Origin of the sequence: Streptomyces sp. NBC_00247 (assembly GCF_036188265.1) — a bacterium.
Taxonomy (GTDB): domain Bacteria; phylum Actinomycetota; class Actinomycetes; order Streptomycetales; family Streptomycetaceae; genus Streptomyces.
In genome coordinates this window covers 1699566-1717737 of the sequence record NZ_CP108093.1, presented here as the reverse complement: position 1 = coordinate 1717737, position 18172 = coordinate 1699566, and the positions used below count along the sequence as shown (strand labels likewise).

Genomic DNA, 18172 nt, shown 5'->3' with positions numbered 1-18172 from the left:
TCGGGCCGACGGCGGCTACGCGGCCGGTGACCCGGTCATCGGAATCGCGTCCACCAGCCGGCGGACCGCGTCGGGACTCAGCGCCGGGTTCGCGGCGGCGGCGTGGGCCAACTCCTCGTCGTCGAGGAGTTCCGCCAGTCGCGGCCGCGGAAGATTCGGGTGGCGTGCCGCCGCGGCCCTCACGGCAGGGTCCGGGTCCCGGGAGAGCCGGTCCACCACCGCCGGCCCGGTCGCGGGGTCGCGTGTGGCCAAGGCCCGGACCGCGGGCTCCTCGTGGTCGGCGAAGGCGGCCAGTCCTTCGGTCGGGAAGTCCGGCCGGGTGGTGAGGTGGGCGCGCTCGGCACCGGTGTACTCGACGAAGCTGCGCAGCAGGAGTGGTGCGGGGGCGTCCGGATGGTTCTGTGCCAGCAGGACGCGGACACCGAGGTCGTCGTCGGCCAGGCGCGCGACGAGGTCCGGCGGTAGCAGGTGATATCTGGCCGCTCGCCGGCGCAGCAGCGGGTGTTCGGAGAGTGCGTTCGGCCGGACGGCTTCGGGATCCTCGGGTGTCCAGGCCGGAAGACACCGGCCGAAGTCGCCGCCCGGGGGAACTTCGTAGTCGATCCGGGCGCGTTCCTCCTCGCTCAGCCCCGGGTGGACGGACACGGCCAGCCGGACGTCCGGGTCGGGGTCCGTCGCGAGCGCGGCGCGCTCGGCCGGTCCCAGGTCCGCGTGGTGCGCCACCTTCCTGCGTACGCCCGGGTCAGGGTCGGCGACGAGTGCACGGCGCTCGGTGGGCCGCAGGTCGGCGCGGCGCGCGATCCGGCCCCGGATCTCCGGGTCCGGATCGGCGGCCAGGAGGATCACGGCGTCGGGAGGGAGGGTGGGGTTGCCGGCGATCATCGCCCTGTCCTGCCTGCCGACGGGCGTCGCGAGGACGCATCCCACCACGGCTGCGCTGAGGGCTCTGTTGACCAGCATGTCGGTGCGGGCGTGGCACGGTCGGTCGGGGAGCGCGCTCTCCACCCACGCCGGGTCTTCGAGGCGCGCACGCTGCCGCGCCATCTCCCGGACACCCTCGTCGGGGTCGGTCAGCATCGCGGCCCGTACCTCGGCGGAGCTTGATCCGAACATGCCGAGCCCCCGGCGGCGGACCTCCGCGTTCGGGTGGGTGGGCATGGACGCACGCAGCCCGGCGGACACATGACGGTAGAGAGACCACTGGAGATCGTCGTCATACGTTCTGATCATGTGGATGACGGTTTCGTCGGGCAGGGGTCGGGGCCGGTCGAGCAAGTCCACTTCGGGCCCTTCGGCGAGGTGCGCTCGGACGAGCCACTCGGGATCGTCCACCAGCCGGGCCCGCTGGGCCGGATCGACATGGGGGTTCCGGGCGAAGAAGCCGCGGGTGTGGTGGTCGGGGTGCGCGATCACCGCGTCGACCACCGCGTCGGGCAGCACCCGGTCCCGGCACAGCACCATCCGTACCGCCAACGGGGCGGCGGCGAGCAGCCTCAGCAGGACGCTCTCGGGCACGGACGGGTTGAGGGCCAGACCGGCGAGCCGCCGGGTGGGGAGATCGGCGTCCTCCCGGAGTCGCGCAGGTGCAGGCATGGCGTGGCCCCCCATGGGTCAACCGGCTCCGTGGAACTCCCGGTTCACGACCCTATCCGCCCCGCACATCGAGGAACCGAGGGGAGCAGCCCTGCGCCGGGGCCGTTGAGGGAGCTCCCGAACGACGCCGCGGGCAGCCCGCCGTGCGCGAACGCGGTGCGTGAACGCGATGAGGGCGACGCTCGTCGACCCACCGCATCCGACGGCGCGCACCGATCCCCCACGAATGACGGGGCAACCCTTAGTCTGCTGACCCGAGAGGCGTTGGACACCGGGCGACGGAGGAAGCGGATGCGGCGTGTGGTGCGGGGTTTCTGGGGCCCCCGGGTGGAGTCCGTCGAAGAGCTCTCCGGGCGCTGGGAGCTGACGCTCCGGCAGGTCGCCGCGCTCCTCGGGGGCGCGACCGGCCCTGACTGGGCGTGGCGGCGTGTCCGGGCGTCCGGCGCGGACGATGCCCCGCTCGCGCCGGGGCGGGAACCGCTGGCCGAGGTCCTGCGCGAGGCGCGTACCGCCGACGACTGGTCGGACCGGGTCGGCACCGGGCTCCGGCTGATCGCCGCACCGGACGCGGGAGTCGGGGTCGAGATCAGTGGACTTGCGGGCGGCGCACCGGAGTTCCTGCTCCAGTCCGTGGTGGTGGCCGTCGACGCGCCGGACGGCGCGGACGTGCCCGAGGGCGAGCTGCTCGCGGCCCTCGCGCGCGTGTGGGGCCCGGACTTCGGTGACGTCAGCGACGACGACCTCCTCGACGCCCTGGAGGACGAGGCCGGTTACACGGTCGGAGACCCGGTCGTCGGCCGGTACGGCTACCTCTCGCCCGCCCGGGCGGCCCTGGTCCCGGACGGACTCGGTTCGGAGCGGGAGGAGTTGCCCGGCGGAGGCGTTCTACTGGCCCTGGGCGGTACGGCCGAGGTGGTCGAGGCGTACGACGCGCTGAGCGCGGCCGGCGCGCTCCGCCCGCTGCCGCGTCCGCTCGACCGGGCCGTGCTGTGAGCGTCCGCGCCGGGGAGCCCTTCGACGCCGGGCGGGCCGTGGCCGACGTGACGGCGCTGGCGGCGGGGCCCGTACCCGTGGCGGGGCCCACCGTCGGCGAGGGGGACCCCGGGACGGGGGAGTGGCGGGCCACCACCGGAAAGGGGTTCCGGATCGTCCCGCTCTGGGAGGGCGACGGTCTCGCCGGCGTGTACGGGAGCGACTGGAACGACGCGGAAGGCGCCGCACAGCGACAACTCGAAGCGCTCGTAGCGGAATTGGACGTCCGATGGGGGGCGCACCGCCGGGTGGCGATGCACCCCGCGTTGGTGTGGCGCCAGGCGGGACGGCCCCTGCCCCCGCTCCACGCGGCCCTGCTCGGCGAGGACTGTTACGGCGACCTCCGCGTCTGGGGGCCGCTGCCCGGCCGGGACCGCTGGGTGGGGGTGAGCGTCGGCCACAGCGACGGGGACGCACCCCTGGTGATGGTCGCGCTGGTCAGCGCGTCGCCCGTCGTCGAGGCGGACCGGGGCGACTGATCCGGCGGCCGTTCCCGGCGGCGTCGCTGAGAGCCGGCCCCGCTGAGAGCCGGCCCCGCTCAGAGCCGGGCGCGCTTCAGTGCCATGTGCAGCAGCAGCCGGTCCTCGCCGCTGGCGAGGTCGAGCCCGGTGAGCTGCTGGACCCGGGAGAGCCGGTAGTACAAGGTCTGACGGTGGATGCCCAGCTCGGCCGCCGTCCGGCTCGCCTGCCCCGCGAGGTCGAGGAAGGTCTCCGCCGTGCGGGCCAGCTCCGCGTGGGCCGGGGCCAGCAGCGCGACCACCGAGGGGTCGGGGCCCGCGGGGGCGTGGGACAGGGCGGTCAGCAGGCGGTACGGGCCGATGCCCGACCACCGGGCGACCGGGCCGAGCCGGGGTTCGGCCGCCGCCGCTCGGGCCGCCGACACCGCCTCGTGCCAGGCGTCGGCCAGCTCGCCCAGACCCCGGCGCGGGTCGGCCACCCCCGCGGTCGCGTCCCGGCCCGCCGCGGTGCGCAGCCGCTCGGCCGCCGTGTCCGCGGGGCCGGGGGTGTCCGGGGACCGCAGCCGTACGAGCGCGGCGAGGCAGAGCGCGTCGTGCCCGGCCGGCGGGGCGACCACCGTGAGCGCCGCCGCCGAGGGGACCGTCCGCGCCGACGGGGTGTCGTCCGCCGTCCACGGGGAGACGCACACCACCGCGTGCAGCCCGTCGGCGTCCGCGCCCAGCGCCTCCCGGAGCGCGGTCAGCGCCATGTCCCGCTGCCAGCCGTGCCCCGCGGTGAGGGCCGCGCCCAGCTCGCGGGAGAGGTCCGCGCCGGCCCGGACCTCGTCGGCGAGGAGTGCCCCGATCCGGTCCGCCACGTCCATGGCCGCCGCCAGCCGTTCGTCGGTCGGGCCGGGGACCGTGTCCAGCAGCCAGACGTAACCGAGCACCACACCCCGGTGGCGTACCGGGAGGCAGATCCGGCTGAGGTGGACTCCGGCTTCCGGGCCCGCCGGAATGCGGACCGGCCCGGTGGCACGGGTGATGCCGAAGCCCTCGAAGAAGGCGCGGACCGCCGATGTGGAGCGGCGGGTCAGGATCGACCGGGTACGGACCGGGTCCATGGCGGTGTCGTCGTCGCTGTCGTGCACCCCGAAGGCGATCAGGCCGAAGTCGCGGTTCTCCAGGGTGGCGGGCGCGCTCAGCAGTCCGGAGATCTCGTCGACGAGTTCCTGGTAGTCGCCTTTCATCCCGCCATTCTCGCACCCTTCAGACAGATGTATGAGGTGGCGGGCGCGGATGCGTGACAGCTGTCGATGGCACACGTTCGGTGCAATCCATAGATTTCACCGTGGTTCTCCGTGCTGTCATGGTCCGGACCGGTACGAAGCCTTTCGTCCGGCTCCAGGACAGGCGGCCGGCCCCGTAGTCGTCCCGTCGTCCATCAGTACTTTCGTGGAGGTGCCCCGTGCTGGGTCCCGTGATTCTCGCCGCGTCGCGCAGCGACCGGATGCGCCGGTTCATCTCGGCCGCGCCGGGCACCAAGCAGGTCGTCGACCGCTTCATCGCCGGTGAGAACGTCGACCACGTCCTCCCGGTCGTCCGTGAATCCGTCGGAAAGGGCCTGGAGCTCACCCTCGACGTGGTCGGCGAGGACATCACCACGCCCGCCGAGGCCGCTGCCGCGCGCGACGCCTACCTGGAGCTGGTCGGACGCCTGAAGGACCTGGGCTTCGGCACCAAGGCCGAGATGTCGGTCAAGCTCTCGATGTTCGGCCAGGCGCTGGAGAACGGCCACGAGCTGGCCCTCGCCAACGTCCGCCCGGTCGTCGAGGCCGCCGCGGCCATCGGCACCACGGTCACCCTGGACGCCGAGGACCACACCACCCTCGACTCGATGTTCGCCATCCACGAGGAACTGCGGAAGGACTTCCCGCAGACCGGCTGCGTGATCCAGGCGTACCTGTTCCGCACCGAGGACGACGCCCGCCGGCTCGCCGCCGCGGGCAGCCGCGTGCGTATCGTGAAGGGTGCGTACAAGGAGCCCGCCTCCGTCGCGTACCAGGACAAGGCCGAGATCGACAAGGCGTACGTCCGCATCATGAAGATCCTCATGGAGGGCGACGGCTACCCGATGATCGGGTCGCACGACCCGCGTCTCGTCGCCATCGCCCAGGAACTCGGCCGCCAGGCCGGCCGCAAGCTGGACGAGTACGAGTTCCAGATGCTCTACGGCATCCGCAGCGACGAGCACGTCCGCCTCGCCGCGGAGGGCCACCGCATGCGTGTCTACACCGCGTACGGCACCGACTGGTACGGCTACTTCATGCGCCGCCTCGCGGAGAAGCCGGCCAACCTCCTCTTCTTCGCGCGCTCCATCCTCACCAAGGGCTGAGTCCGGCTCCCACCCCCCACCCCGACGAACCAAGGAGACAAGGCACTCATGGATGCTGTCACCCAGGTCCCCGCGCCGGTCAACGAGCCGGTCCACTCCTACGCCCCGGGTACCCCCGAGCGCGCCCGCCTGGAGGCGAAGCTCAAGGAGCTCGGCGAGAACCCGATCGACCTCCCGATGACCATCGGTGGCGAGGAGCGGATGGGCGGCGGCGCCCGCGTCGACGTCGTGCAGCCGCACAACCACCGCGCCGTCATCGGCACCTTCGCCGGTGCCACCGAGCAGGACGCCCAGGACGCGATCGACGCCGCGCTCGCCGCCGCCCCGGCCTGGCGCGCGATGGCCTTCGACGACCGCGCCGCGATCATCCTGCGCGCCGCCGAGCTGCTCTCCGGCCCGTGGCGCGAGACGATGGCCGCCTCCACCATGCTCGGCCAGGGCAAGACCGCCCAGCAGGCCGAGATCGACACCCCCTGCGAGCTCGTCGACTTCTGGCGCTTCAACGTGCACTACGCGCGCCAGATCCTCGCCGAGCAGCCGCCGGCCAACTCCACCGGCGTGTGGAACCGCATGGACCACCGCCCGCTGGAGGGCTTCGTCTACGCGATCACGCCCTTCAACTTCACCGCCATCGCGGGCAACCTGCCGACCGCCCCGGCGCTCATGGGCAACGTCGTCGTGTGGAAGCCGTCCCCGACGCAGACCCACGCCGCCGTGCTGCTGATGCGGCTCCTGGAAGAGGCCGGTCTGCCCAAGGGCGTCATCAACCTGGTGACCGGCGACGGCATCGCGGTCTCCGAGGTCGCGCTGAACCACCGCGACCTGGCCGGTATCCATTTCACCGGCTCGACCCCGACCTTCCAGCACCTGTGGAAGACGGTCGGCAACAACATCGCCAACTACCGCACCTACCCGCGGCTCGTCGGCGAGACCGGTGGCAAGGACTTCGTCGTCGCCCACCCGTCGGCCGACCAGGCCGTCCTGAAGACCGCGCTGACCCGCGGCTCCTTCGAGTACCAGGGCCAGAAGTGCTCGGCGTCCTCGCGCGCCTACGTCCCCGCCTCCATCTGGAACTCCGGTTTCAAGGAGAAGTTCGCGGCCGAGGTCGACGCCATCACCATGGGTGACGTCACCGACCTCTCGCATTTCATGGGCGCCGTCATCGACGACCGCTCCTTCGCGAAGAACAAGGCCGCCATCGACCGCGCCGCAGCCGACCCGACGTGCACGATCGTCGCGGGCGGCACCTACGACGACTCGGTGGGCTACTTCGTCCGCCCGACCGTCATCGAGTGCACCGACCCGGAGAACGAGGTCTTCACGACCGAGTACTTCGGCCCGATCCTCGCCGTCCACGTGTACGAGGACGACCAGTACGACGCGATGCTGGACCAGATGGAGTCGGTCTCCGACTACGCCCTGACCGGTTCCGTCATCGCGGGCGACCGCGCCGCCGCGGCCCACACGATGGAGAAGCTCCGCTACGCGGCGGGCAACTTCTACATCAACGACAAGTCGACCGGTGCCGTCGTCGGCCAGCAGCCCTTCGGTGGCGGCCGCGCCTCGGGTACGAACGACAAGGCCGGCGCCCCGCAGAACCTGCAGCGCTGGACGCTGACCCGCGCCATCAAGGAGACGCTGGTCCCGCCGACCGAGTACACCTACCCCCACCAGGGCTGACGCCCTCCGGGACGCCGGCCGCCCCTCGGTCACCACGACCGCGGCGGCGGCGCCCCGCCCGGAACCCCGCCCCTGTCCGGCACCCCCCCTGCCGGACGGGGGCGGTCTGCGTATCCGCCGGGCGCACCCCGGGCGCGGATCGGGCCTACGCGACCGCGCTCCGGATGCCGAGAGCGACGAGCACCGCCGACGTGGTGCGTTCGGCCGACGCGGAACGCCACGTCCAGATGCCCAGGCCGACGAGGTAGGCGGCGCCGGTGAGTCTGACGGCGGTGAACGCCTGGCTCGAATGCATGACCAGGGCCGACAGACCTGCCACGGCGAAAGCGGCGTGGACGTACAGGCCGGTGACCGTGCCGAGGACGACCGGAACGGCCCGGCGGCGCCCGGCGTCGGTCACGTGCTGGACCAGCAGGGCCAGGCCGGCTCCCGGGGTGGCGATCAGCGGGAGGATCGCCACCAGGAACCCGGCGACGGCGTACGGGTGGATCACATCGCCACCAGGAACCCGGCGACGGCGTACGGGTGGATCACGGTGCCTCCAGGCGCTGCCGCTCCGTGATCAGACCACGACGCGGTAGTGGGTGGTCAGGCGCCGGTCGTCGTCCAGGACGTGGAAGGCGAGGCCGGGGGGCTGCTCGCGGTCCGCGGGCTCGTCGCCTTCCCAGGGCAGGCGCAGGGTCCAGGTGACGGCCGGGCCGACGATCAGCGGACGCCCCGCGAAGGTGGAGGCGGCCGCGGTGTGGGCGTGTCCGGTGAGGACCGCGGTGATCTGCGGATACGCGTCGAGCAGGGCGGCGAGCTCGCCGGGCTCTTCGAGCATGAAGGAGTCGGGCAGCGGGTGGTGGAGCCGGACCGGCGGCTGGTGGAAGGCGATCAGCGCCGGGGCGTCCTCGGGCAGCGCGGCGAGAGTGGTGCCGATCCAGGTGAGCGTCTCCGCGTCGAGACGGCCCTCGTCGCGGCCCGGAATGGTGGAGTCGCACATCAGGATCGTGGTGCCGCCGATGTGGTGGGCCCGGTTGACGGGGCCGTGGCCGGGCGCCTCTTCGAGCAGGGCCTTGCGGTAGGCGGCGCGCTCGTCGTGGTTGCCGGGGCACATGAGCACCGGGAAGGGGGCGGCGAGTATCCGGGCCGCTTCCTCGTATTCGGCCTCGTCGCCGTGGTCGGCGATGTCCCCGGTGACCAGAAGGGCGTCGACCGGCCGGGGCAGGGCCCGCAGGTGGTCCATGACGCGGGTGGCACGCAGGGTCGCCCGCTCGCTGCCGTCGAGGTGCAGGTCGCTGATCTGTGCGAGCAGCAGAGTCATTCCGTCGTCTCCCTCGGTCGCGTCGGCTTCGGCCGCCGCACGTGCGGCGGCACGGCACGTGTCGCCCGGATGCCACCACCCGCCGCAGACTCTAACGGTAGTTTTTGGTTTTCCGTTAGAGGTGTGAGGATGGAGGCCGACGACCCGGGCGCAGAGCCGGAGCTGGAAGGAGACGTCTCGTGGAGCGTTGGCTGGCACTGGAACTGGCGAGCACGATCCGCCACGACGGTGAAGGCGGCATCGCCGACGACCTCGCCACCGTCCCGGGGGCGACCCGCTGGATTCAGGAGTGCGGGGATCTGCTGGCCGGCCGGGTCCCGGCGGAGTTCGCGGCGGACGAAGACCTGAGGCTGCGGATCGTCGAGGTCCGCGAAGCGGTCCGGGCCCTGTTCGCGAGGGCCGTCCGTCCCGCTCAGCCCAGCCCGGCGGACGCCCACCGCCTGATGCCGGTCGACCGGGCCACGGCCCGGCTCAACGCGGCGGCGGCCCTGGAACCGGTCGCCCCGCAGATGGACTGGCCCGCCGACGGAGCTCCCGTCGCCCGGCTGCTGTCGACCGAGGACGATCCGGGCGTACGGCTCCTCGCCGCCCTGGCCCGCGCCGTCATCGACTTCCTCAGCGGTCCGCAGCGCCCACGGCTGCACTCCTGCACCGCACCCCACTGCGTGCGCTATTTCGTCAAGAGCCACGGGCGGCAGGGGTGGTGCAAGCCGTCGTGCGGGAACCGCGCCCGCGCCGCCCGACACTACGAGCGCCGGCGAGCGGTCGCCGAAGGCGGTTCCGCCCCGACCTGACCGGGCGGCGGCTGATGTGCCGGGGGCCCGGCGGATACGGAGACCGCGCCGGTCCTGGTCGCCTCAGCCGCGCTGCCCGGGAATCGCGGGCGGCGCGCCGGCGCCCCACGTGTCCGGCTTCCAGACGCCCGAGCGACGCAGGGACGCCGGGCAGTGCCGGAAGATCTCGTCGATCTCGACCAGCAGCGCCAACTGCGGCCGGGCGCCCTTCGCGTCGGCCAGTTCACCGAAGAACGGCGCGTCCCGCAGGACCCGGGCGCGGCCGTTGACCCGCAGCACGTCCATGACGCCGGGTATGAAGTAGAGCAGGCCCACGTGCGGGTTCTGCAGGATGTTGCGGAAGCCGTCCGAGCGGCGGTTGCCCGGCAGGTCCGGCAGCGCGAGGGTGCGCTCGTCCAGAACGAGCGTGAACCCCGGCTCCCCGCCCTTCGGGGAGGCGTCGCAGTTGCCCGCCGCGTCCGAGGTGGCGATCGTGCAGAGCGGGGACTGGCCGATGAGCCGGAGGTCCTCCTCCGTCAGCCTGTCGTGGACCTTCTCGATGACGATCGGGTGCGGGGCGCCGAGGAGTTCGGTCAGCTCCCCGGGGGCGGTGAGTTCGACCCAGCCGTCGCGGGGGAGCGGGGCGGCGGACGGTACGACGGTGGGCGCTGCGGTGCTGGGGTGCAAGACGACTTCCTGGCAGGTGGCCTGGCGGTACGTACGGACGGAGGTCGCCCTCGCCGGGTACCCGTGGATGGCTGGATCCGTACGGTCAACCGGTGCGGCATCGTGACCCAGACCGGTTTTTTCCGTACATGCTTACAATGTTAGGGTCACCTTACTGTAGGCCCTCGGGTTATCTCCTGGCGGGCATTCCCCCTGCGTGGAGCCGTTGCCGGCTTCACGCGGAGCCCGTTGAGGAGCGAACGATGCCGGACGCGATACCGGCCACCGCGACAGGTGCCCGGTGACCCCGGCCGCCGCCACCCTGCCCTCGGCGCGTACCGCACCGCCGGCCGCCGGCGTCCGCCGCAAGGGTTCCCGTTCCGCGCTCGCCGCCGGTCTCCTGGCCGCGCTGGTGGTCCTCGTACTGATCGCCGCGGTCAGCCTCGCCGTCGGATCGGGGCACGTACCCCTCGCCGACGTGTGGCACGGACTGGTCAGCCCCGACGACGCCCGGCGCACCGACGTCATCGTCCGGACGGTCCGCATCCCGCGCACCTGCGCCGGAATCCTCGCCGGAGTCGCCCTCGGCCTCGCCGGGGCGCTCATGCAGGGCGTCACCCGCAATCCCCTGGCCGACCCCGGCCTGCTCGGCGTCAACGCCGGAGCGTCCGTCTCCGTGGTCCTCGCCATGGGCGTCCTCGGCCTCACCGCCCCCGGGCAGTACCTCTGGTTCGGATTCGGCGGCGCGCTGCTCGCCGCCCTCTTCGTCTACGGCGTCAGCTCGATCGGACGGGAAGGCGCCACCCCCGTCAAACTGGCGCTCGCCGGAGCCGCCACCACCGCCTTCCTCGGCTCCCTCACCACCGCGATGCTGCTGACCGACAGCAAGACCTTCGACCAGTTCCGCTTCTGGCAGGTCGGTTCGCTCTCCGGCCGGGAGACCGACGCGCTCTGGCAGGTACTGCCCTTCATCGTGGTCGGCTCCCTCCTCGCCCTCGCACTCGGCCCCCAGCTCAACGCCCTCGCCCTCGGCGACGACGTGGCCCGGGGCCTCGGCCAGCGGGTGGGCGTGGCCCGCGCCGCCTCCGCCCTCGCCGTGGTCCTGCTCTGCGGCGCGGCCACCGCGATCGCCGGACCCATCGGGTTCGTCGGCCTGGTCGTCCCGCACGCCGCCCGGCTGATCACCGGCCCCGACCACCGCTGGGTGCTCGCCTACAGCGCGGTCCTCGCCCCGATCCTGCTGCTCGTCGCCGACATCGTCGGCCGTCTGGTCGCTCGGCCCGCCGAGGTGCAGGTCGGCATCGTCACCGCCGTCATCGGCTGCATCCCCTTCGTGATCCTGGTCCGCCGACGGAAGCTGGTGGAACTGTGACCGCCCCCGCCGCCACCTCTTCGGTGTCCGCCCCCGCCGGGGCGGTACGTGAGGTCGCCCGGGTGCGCCGCAACGGCCGCGCCCGCTACCTCACGGTCTGCGTGGTCCTCGCCGTCGCCACCGTCGCCGCCCTGTGCGGTTCGCTGGCGTACGGGGACATGGCGGTGCCGCTCTCCGACGTGTTCGCCGCCCTCACCGGGCGCGCCGACCCCGCCACCTGGTTCATCGTCGGCGAGCTGCGGATGCCCCGCGCCCTGATGGCCATCCTGGTCGGGATCGCCTTCGGGCTCTCCGGTGCGATCTTCCAGAGCCTGCTGCGCAACCCGCTCGCCAGCCCCGACATCATCGGCATCAGCTCGGGCGCCTCCGTCGCCGCGGTGCTCGCCTCCTCGCTGTTCGCGGTCAGCGGGGTGCTGCTCTCCGTGTCCGCCCTGGCCGGCGCGGTCCTCACCGGCGCGCTGATCTACGCGCTCGCCTGGCGGCGCGGGGTGACCGGCGCCCGGCTCGTCCTCGTCGGCGTCGGTATCGGCGCCGGACTGTCCAGCGTGATCTCCTACCTGATGACCCGCTCCGAGGTCACCGAAGCGCAGTCGGCGCTGCTCTGGCTCACCGGCAGTCTCAACGGCCGCTCCTGGGACCTGCTGAGGCCCCTGGCCTGGGCGCTCGTGGTGCTGCTGCCGCTGCTCTTCCTGGCCGCCCGCCAGATGCCCGTACTGCAGCTCGGCGACGACACCGCCGCCGGCCTGGGCGCCCGCACCGAGCGGGGCCGGCTCCAGCTGCTCTGCTGTGCCGTCGCGCTGGCCGGTGTGGCGACCGCCGCCGCCGGACCCGTCGGGTTCGTCGCCTTCGTCGCCGCGCCCGTCGCCCGCCGACTGGCCCCCGGGCGGGGCGCCTCGCTGGTCGCCTCCGGGCTGACCGGCGCGCTGCTGGTGGTGGTCGCCGACTTCGCCGCGCAGCACGTGCTGGACCTCGTCGACCTGCCGATGGGTGCCTCCGGGCAGCTTCCCGTCGGGGTCGTCACCAGCGTGATCGGCGCCCCGTACCTGATGTGGCTGCTGATCCGCGCCAACCGTTCGGGACAGGGCGGATGACCCGCCCGCGGCCGACCCCGCAAGCAGGGCCGGCAAGGACTCGCAAGGACCAGATGGAGGGGAGTGCCGCGTGAGCGCGGAACACAGCCTGGGAGCGCGCGGACTGCGCCTCGGATACGGCAGCCGGGACATCGTCAAGGACCTCGACATCGACATCCCGCCGGGCGGCGTGACGATGATCGTGGGCCCCAACGCCTGCGGCAAGTCCACCCTGCTGCGCTCCATGGCCCGGCTGCTCGCCCCCTCGGCGGGCACGGTCCTGCTGGACGGCAAGGACATCCGGTCGATGCCCACCAAGGCGGTCGCCGGAATCCTCGGCATCCTCCCGCAGACCCCGGTGGCCCCCGAGGGCATCACCGTCGCCGACCTGGTCGGCCGGGGCCGCTACCCGCGCCAGGGCTGGCTGCGCTCCTGGACCGCCGAGGACGACGCGGCGGTCGCCGAGGCGCTCGTCGCCACGGACGTACTGGAGCTCGCCGAGCGCCCGGTCGACGAGCTCTCCGGGGGCCAGCGCCAGCGCGTCTGGATCGCCATGGCGATCGCCCAGCACACCGACGTACTGCTGCTCGACGAGCCGACCACCTACCTCGACATCAGCCACCAGCTGGACGTCCTCGACCTGCTCACCGACATCAACCGGGAGCGCGGGGTGACCATGGTCGCCGTGCTGCACGATCTGAACCTCGCCTGCCGGTACGCCGATCACCTGGTCGCGATGAAGGACGGCCGGATCGTCGCCGAGGGCCGCCCCACCGAGATCGTGACCGGGGAACTGGTCACCGAGGTCTTCGGAATGCGCTGCTCGGTCGTCCCCGACCCGGCCTCCGGCACCCCGATGATCGTGCCGATCGGCCGCCACCACGTGCCGGCCGCGGTGCGGCAGGACGAGCCCGTCGCCTGAGCCCGGTCCGGGCCCGAAGCCTCCGGGCGGCGACCCAACTCGCCCTGAAGCGGCGCGAATTGCATCTATCGGACCCCTGTGCGCCGCCTGAATTAAGGTTAGGCTAACCTCATGGGCATGAAGAACGTGCGTCTCCGGAACCCCCTTGCCCGTCGTTCCGGTACCCCCACCCGCTCCCGTGCCTCGCTCGGCCTGCTGGCGCTTCCGCTCGCCGCCGTGCTGATCGGCGCGACCGGCTGCTCCTCCGACGACTCCGGCGACTCCGCCAAGGACACGTCGTCCACCGCCTCCGCCTCGGCCGGAGCCTTCCCGGTGTCCGTCGACACCAAGTTCGGCTCCATCACGGTGAAGGAGCAGCCCGAGCGGGTCGTCGCACTCGGCTGGGGCGACGCGGAGACCGCGCTCGCCCTCGGCGTCCAGCCCGTCGGCGAGAGCGACTGGCTCGCCTTCGGCGGCGACGGTGTCGGCCCGTGGGCCAAGGGCCTCTACACCAAGAGCCCCGAGAAGATCGGCACCATGGAGCCGGAGTACGAGAAGATCGCGGCCCTCAAGCCCGACCTGATCCTCGACACCAAGTCCAGCGGTGACCAGACCCGTTACGACACCCTCAGCAAGATCGCCCCGGTCATCGGCGTCCCGAAGGGCGGCGACCAGTACAAGCTCTCCTGGGAGCAGCAGACCCGGATGGTCTCCACCGCGCTCGGCAAGAAGGCCGAGGGGGACAAGCTGATCCAGGGCGTCGAGGACAAGTTCGCCGCCGCGGCGAAGGCGCACCCCGAGTTCAAGGACAAGACGGTCACCCTCGCCTCGAAGACCTCGGTCGGCTGGGGTGCGTACGTCTCGGGCACCGGACGCGTCGACTTCATCAAGCGGCTCGGCTTCAAGAACAACCCGGTCATCGAGAAGCAGGCCGGTGACGCGTTCTCGGTCAGCGTCTCCGAGGAGAACCTCGACCAGTTCGACGCCGACCTGATCGTCACCGCGCCCATCGGCCTCAAGCCCGCGCAGGTCACCTCCGACGCGCTCTACAAGAAGATCCCCGCGGTCGCCGACGGTCACGCCATGGTCTTCGACGAGGGCGGTCTGAGCCAGGCGTTCGCCACCGACTCGATCCTCTCGACCACCTACGCGATCGACCACGTCGTGCCGGAGTTCGCGAAGTACGTCAAGAAGTAGCGGAACCGCCAGGTCTCCGGGCCGGTGGGACGGGCGCACGGTCGCGCCCGTCCCACCGGCCCGGTCCGTTTTCCCGGGAGCGGGGGGCGGGGGCCGGGATTCGGTTCGGTCGGGTCGGTCGTCCTGGGCCGGGCGGGTGGATCATGCGGGACATGTCCCGCGAAGAAGCACCCGGCCGGGGTGGCGGTCGCCTCTCCGGCCCGGCTGCCCGATCGGCTGTCCCGGCGCCTCTGAGCAGGCACGATCCCGCGTGGGCCGGGTGCGCGCGGGTGGATTGCGGGTGCGGGCGTGGACCGGGTCGTCTCAGATAGTAGGAAGTCCGAGTAATTGTGGAGACAGGGCGCCCCGGGTGTCCTAGTTTTGTAGGAGCCGAACGATTCGCTTCTACCAGCGACTGGTGGTGAGCGGGTACGCCCCATGCAGGCCACCCCTGCGGCGTCCGCTCCCGCACCTTCCGGCGCTTCCCACCCTTGTGTACCTGGTCCCGCACGGCCGGCGGCAGTGCGTCACCCGCCGTCCGCAGCGCGACCGGGTCCGGCCCCGGCCCACGCGTTCCCCGCGGCGGCCCGTCGTGCCCCCGATACCCGTGACACACCGATACCCGTGACATCCGTGATTCTCAGGAGGCGTTCCCCCATGGCAGAGACCACCGTCCGCCGCCGCGTCCGTCACACCCCCCGCCCCACCGAAGCCGAGCGCGACAACGCCGCCGCGGCCCTCCAGCGCGCCCTGGACCGCCGCGACAACGGCGGGGCCACCGGCCACTGAGTCCCGACAGGCCCGAAGGCTCCCCTCCGCCGCCCCGAGGGACGGACGGACGGGAGCCCCCGGACCCGGTGACCGTGCCGGATCAGCCGCGGCTGACCTCGAAGTGGTCGATGCGCGCGCCCGACTCGGCGAGCGCGGTGACCTTCATCTTCGGGTGCTGCCCCACCGTGACCTCGACCGCGAGGAACGAGTAGCCGGTGTACCGCACACGGGACCACTCGACGGTCTCCGTCGCGTGCACGCCGCCCTTGGCCACGTAGTACGTGTCCACGCTCTCCTGGTCGTGGACGTGGCCCTCGTACGTGTCGGGGGCCGGGAAGTCGTAGAGCGACTTGCCCGCGCCGCCGGCCGTGACGTACACGATGCCGTCGCGGGTCGGGTCCGTGCGCTCGCCGATCGGCACCTTGCGGGAGACCACGTTCTTCAGAATCGCGTCCGTGCGCTCGTACACGTGGTTGTGGCCGTTGATGACCAGGTCCACCTGGTGCTTCTCGAACAGCGGCACCCACGCCTCGCGCACCCCGCCCTCGGAGGCGTGCGCGTTGGTGGTCGAGAAGGCGCAGTGGTGGAAGAAGACCACGACGAAGTCGACGTCCTTGCGGGCGCGGAGCTCGCCGAGGCGGCGGTCCAGCCACTTCGTCTGCTTGCCGCCGCTGATGCCGAGGTTCGCCGGGATCTCGTTCGAGACGTCGTTGGCGTCCAGCGCGACGACCGCCACGTTGCCGTGGACGAACGAGTACACGCCCGGCAGGCCCACCGGGTCGGGGCCGTTGTCCGGCAGCGTCCAGCGGGCGTTCTGGCCGCCGTAGCCGTCGGGGGAGTACCACGCCTCCATGTCGTGGTTGCCGGTCGTCACCATCCAGGGGACCGTCTTCGCGACGGTCTCCGTCTGGGCCAGGAACTGGTCCCAGGTGCGCGCGTCGTAGACGTCGGTCTCCTGGCCCTGGCCGGACGGGTCGGCGTAGCAGATGTCGCCGGCGTGCAGGTGGAAGGCCGGGTTCTGGCCGAGCAGCAGCTGGTCGTTGCCGAGGGCGTGGTAGCTGACGCCCTGGTCGCCGAAGGCCGTGAACGTGAAGTTCTCGGCGCGCGAGGGCGCGGTGGTGAACGTACCGAGCGAGCCCAGGTTGCGGGTGTCCGCCGGGTCGAAGCCGTCGTGGCCGACGCCGTAGTAGTACGTCGTGCCGGGCTGCAGGCGCTCCAGGCTCGCGTGCACGTAGAACTGCTCGGCGGCGGCGATCGCGCCGTTGTTCAGCGTCGGCGTGGTGAGGTGGCGCACCTCGGCGTCGATGCGGCGGCTCAGCGACCACGGCTTGAGGCCGATGCGGATGTACGGGCGCTTCACGGCGAACGGGACCTGCCACGAGACGCTCATCTGCGTCTTCGGGTCGGCGCCGTACGCGAGGTGCCGGCCGAACGGGGCCACCAGCGAGCCGTCCACCTGCGTGGTGGAGCGCGAGGTGAGCACCGTCGGGGAGTTCTTGGCGGAGTCGGCGGCGGCGGGCGAGGCCGTGAGGAGGCCGGTGCCCAGACCCGCGCCGGCGACGGCGGCGGTCGCCACGCTCGTGCGCAGCACGCCGCGGCGCGTCAGTCTGGTGCGGAGGTACTCGTGCTGCTCCGCCATGCTCATGCGGGCGGCGAGCTTCTCGGGGATTCCGAAGCGGGGGATGTCCATGGCCAGAACATCTACTTGTCGAGTGACCCGATCCCGTCCGTGAGGTGAACGGCACGCGTACAGCTCACCATGTGTCCGTATAGTGGACGGCTGGTGTCATGGGGTGGGACGCACGGCTAAGGTGCCGTCATGTCTCGCAGCATCAATCTCGCAGTGATCCCCGGTGACGGAATCGGCCAGGAAGTCGTTGCCCAGGGCCTCAAGGTCCTCAACGCCGTCCTCCCGCAGGACGTGAAGCTGGAGACCAAGGAGTACGACCTTGGCGCCCAGCGCTGGCACCGTACCGGTGAAACCCTCCCGGACGCGGAGCTCGAATCCCTCAAGGGCCACGGCGCCATCCTGCTCGGCGCGATCGGCGACCCCTCGGTCCCGTCCGGCGTGCTGGAGCGCGGGCTCCTGCTGAAGCTGCGCTTCGCCTTCGACCACTTCATCAACCTGCGGCCGTCGAAGCTCTTCCCGAACACCGCGACCCCGCTGGCCGGACGCCCCGACATCGACTTCGTCGTCGTGCGCGAGGGCACCGAAGGCCCGTACACCGGCAACGGCGGTTCGCTGCGCACCGGTACGCCCGCCGAGGTCGCCACCGAGGTCAGCGTCAACACCGCATACGGTGTCGAGCGCGTGGTCCGCGACGCCTTCGACCGTGCCGCCGCCCGCCCGCGCAAGAAGCTGACGCTGGTCCACAAGAACAACGTCCTCGTCTTCGCCGGGCACCTGTGGAAGAACACCTTCGACAAGGTCGCGGCCGAATACCCCCAGGTCACCACCGACTACCTGCACGTCGACGCCGCGACGATCTTCTTCGTCACGCAGCCGGAGCGCTTCGACGTCATCGTCACCGACAACCTCTTCGGCGACATCCTCACCGACCTCGCCGCCGCCGTCACCGGCGGTATCGGCCTGGCCGCCTCCGGCAACATCAACCCGACCGGCGCCTTCCCGTCGATGTTCGAGCCGGTCCACGGCTCGGCCCCCGACATCGCCGGCCAGGGCAAGGCCGACCCCACGGCCACGATCCTCTCCGTCGCCCTCCTGCTGCGCCACCTCGGCTACGACACCGAGGCCGCGCGCATCGAGGCAGCCGTCTCCGCCGACCTCGCGGAGCGCGACGGGGCCACCCGCACCACCGACGAGATCGGCGACGCGCTCGCGGTACGCGTAGCGGGCTGACCCGACGACTCTCCACGAAGCCGCCGGGTCGCGAAGGCACCCGGCGGTTTCGCACGTGCGGCCCCGGGGCCACCATCGACCCGGGACCGCACTCCCGCCGCGTTTCGTGCCCGGCCCCTCACGCGTGATAATCGAACGTG

16 protein-coding genes and 1 pseudogene are annotated in these 18172 nt (G+C 72.2%); 11 read left to right on the top strand and 6 right to left on the bottom strand.

Going from position 1 to position 18172, the window contains the following annotated elements:
- Positions 1–15 precede the first annotated feature (15 nt).
- On the bottom strand, positions 16–1593 hold the full coding sequence (locus tag OHT52_RS06910) for a hypothetical protein (protein WP_328719247.1): 1578 nt from the start codon (positions 1591–1593) through the stop codon (positions 16–18).
- A 291-nt stretch (positions 1594–1884) separates the two neighbouring features.
- Between OHT52_RS06910 and OHT52_RS06905 the strand changes: the two genes are divergently transcribed.
- A complete protein-coding gene (locus tag OHT52_RS06905) occupies positions 1885–2586 on the top strand; it encodes a hypothetical protein (protein WP_328719246.1) in 702 nt (233 codons plus the stop codon).
- A complete protein-coding gene (locus tag OHT52_RS06900) occupies positions 2583–3104 on the top strand; it encodes a hypothetical protein (RefSeq protein WP_328719245.1) in 522 nt (173 codons plus the stop codon). The genes OHT52_RS06905 and OHT52_RS06900 overlap by 4 nt, the downstream gene beginning before the upstream one ends.
- Before the next feature lie 59 nt (positions 3105–3163).
- Here the strand turns inward: OHT52_RS06900 and OHT52_RS06895 are convergent, their stop codons facing one another.
- Positions 3164–4312 (bottom strand): PucR family transcriptional regulator, encoded by a 1149-nt coding sequence (locus OHT52_RS06895; RefSeq protein ID WP_328719244.1) that lies wholly within the window; start codon positions 4310–4312, stop codon positions 3164–3166.
- Positions 4313–4530: 218 nt separating this feature from the next.
- Here OHT52_RS06895 and OHT52_RS06890 point away from each other — a divergent pair, with 218 nt between their 5' ends.
- Complete coding sequence (locus OHT52_RS06890; protein WP_328719243.1) at positions 4531–5457, top strand: proline dehydrogenase family protein; 927 nt, start codon at positions 4531–4533, stop codon at positions 5455–5457.
- Positions 5458–5505: 48 nt separating this feature from the next.
- Positions 5506–7137: an L-glutamate gamma-semialdehyde dehydrogenase gene (gene pruA, locus OHT52_RS06885; RefSeq protein WP_328719242.1), complete on the top strand. Its 1632-nt coding sequence runs from the start codon at positions 5506–5508 to the stop codon at positions 7135–7137.
- A gap of 187 nt (positions 7138–7324) precedes the next feature.
- Here pruA and OHT52_RS06880 read toward each other — a convergent pair.
- Together OHT52_RS06880 and OHT52_RS06875 are read right to left on the bottom strand one after the other, a co-directional pair.
- A pseudogene (locus OHT52_RS06880) lies at positions 7325–7630 on the bottom strand (LysE family translocator); the annotation flags it as partial.
- Between the two features lie 69 nt (positions 7631–7699).
- A complete protein-coding gene (locus tag OHT52_RS06875; RefSeq protein ID WP_328719241.1) occupies positions 7700–8443 on the bottom strand; it encodes a phosphodiesterase in 744 nt (247 codons plus the stop codon).
- A 179-nt stretch (positions 8444–8622) separates the two neighbouring features.
- Between OHT52_RS06875 and OHT52_RS06870 the strand changes: the two genes are divergently transcribed.
- Entirely contained in the window at positions 8623–9237 is a 615-nt protein-coding gene (locus OHT52_RS06870) for a CGNR zinc finger domain-containing protein (RefSeq protein ID WP_328719240.1), read from the top strand.
- Between the two features lie 63 nt (positions 9238–9300).
- Here the strand turns inward: OHT52_RS06870 and OHT52_RS06865 are convergent, their stop codons facing one another.
- A complete protein-coding gene (locus OHT52_RS06865; protein WP_328719239.1) occupies positions 9301–9903 on the bottom strand; it encodes an MSMEG_1061 family FMN-dependent PPOX-type flavoprotein in 603 nt (200 codons plus the stop codon).
- Positions 9904–10204: 301 nt separating this feature from the next.
- Here OHT52_RS06865 and OHT52_RS06860 point away from each other — a divergent pair, with 301 nt between their 5' ends.
- From OHT52_RS06860 to OHT52_RS06840, 5 genes are all read left to right on the top strand, one after another.
- Positions 10205–11254, top strand: a complete 1050-nt coding sequence (locus OHT52_RS06860) for a FecCD family ABC transporter permease (protein ID WP_328723638.1) — start codon at positions 10205–10207, stop codon at positions 11252–11254.
- A complete protein-coding gene (locus OHT52_RS06855; protein ID WP_328719238.1) occupies positions 11251–12345 on the top strand; it encodes a FecCD family ABC transporter permease in 1095 nt (364 codons plus the stop codon). The genes OHT52_RS06860 and OHT52_RS06855 overlap by 4 nt, the downstream gene beginning before the upstream one ends.
- 70 nt (positions 12346–12415) lie before the next feature.
- Entirely contained in the window at positions 12416–13246 is an 831-nt protein-coding gene (locus tag OHT52_RS06850) for an ABC transporter ATP-binding protein (protein WP_328719237.1), read from the top strand.
- Between the two features lie 111 nt (positions 13247–13357).
- Positions 13358–14422 (top strand): iron-siderophore ABC transporter substrate-binding protein, encoded by a 1065-nt coding sequence (locus OHT52_RS06845; protein WP_328719236.1) that lies wholly within the window; start codon positions 13358–13360, stop codon positions 14420–14422.
- A gap of 636 nt (positions 14423–15058) precedes the next feature.
- Positions 15059–15190 carry a hypothetical protein gene (locus tag OHT52_RS06840; protein WP_328719235.1) on the top strand — a complete coding sequence of 44 codons (132 nt, stop codon included), beginning with the start codon at positions 15059–15061 and terminating at the stop codon, positions 15188–15190.
- Positions 15191–15272: 82 nt separating this feature from the next.
- Here OHT52_RS06840 and OHT52_RS06835 read toward each other — a convergent pair whose 3' ends face one another.
- A complete protein-coding gene (locus OHT52_RS06835; RefSeq protein WP_328719234.1) occupies positions 15273–16862 on the bottom strand; it encodes a purple acid phosphatase family protein in 1590 nt (529 codons plus the stop codon).
- Between the two features lie 129 nt (positions 16863–16991).
- On the opposite strand from OHT52_RS06835, the gene OHT52_RS06830 reads away from it, so the two are divergent.
- Complete coding sequence (locus OHT52_RS06830; RefSeq protein ID WP_328719233.1) at positions 16992–18032, top strand: 3-isopropylmalate dehydrogenase; 1041 nt, start codon at positions 16992–16994, stop codon at positions 18030–18032.
- Positions 18033–18172 lie beyond the last annotated feature (140 nt).